Here is a 530-nt window from a genome sequence, read left to right on the forward strand (position 1 = left end):
GCCTTCTTGCCGGCGCCGTCGACGATGGTGGTGTTCTCCTTGGAGATCGACACCTTCTTGGCGCGGCCGAGCATGTTGAGGCCGACGTTCTCGAGCTTGATGCCGAGGTCTTCCGAGATGACCTGGCCACCGGTGAGGATGGCGATGTCTTCCAGCATGGCCTTGCGGCGATCACCGAAGCCCGGCGCCTTGACGGCGGCGATCTTCAGGCCGCCACGTAGCTTGTTGACGACCAGCGTGGCCAGAGCCTCGCCTTCGACGTCTTCCGAGATGATGAGCAGCGGCTTCGAGGTCTGCACGACGGCTTCGAGAACCGGCAGCATGGCCTGGAGGTTGGACAGCTTCTTCTCGTGCAGGAGGATGTAGACGTCCTCGAGCTCGGCAACCATCTTGTCGGCGTTGGTGACGAAGTAGGGCGAGAGATAGCCGCGGTCGAACTGCATGCCTTCGACGACTTCGAGTTCGGTCTCGGCGGTCTTGGCTTCTTCAACCGTGATGACGCCTTCGTTGCCGACCTTCTGCATCGCTTC

At 61.7% G+C, this 530-nt stretch carries 1 protein-coding gene; it reads right to left on the minus strand.

What is annotated here, in order from left to right:
* Nucleotides 1-530, minus strand: a 530-nt coding sequence (locus P3C39_RS32885) for a TCP-1/cpn60 chaperonin family protein (RefSeq protein WP_275955088.1), incomplete at both ends; no start/stop codon positions are given.

The sequence above is a fragment of the Mesorhizobium sp. XAP4 genome, from assembly GCF_029269325.1.
In the GTDB taxonomy this organism is placed as follows: Bacteria; Pseudomonadota; Alphaproteobacteria; order Rhizobiales; family Rhizobiaceae; genus Mesorhizobium; species Mesorhizobium ciceri.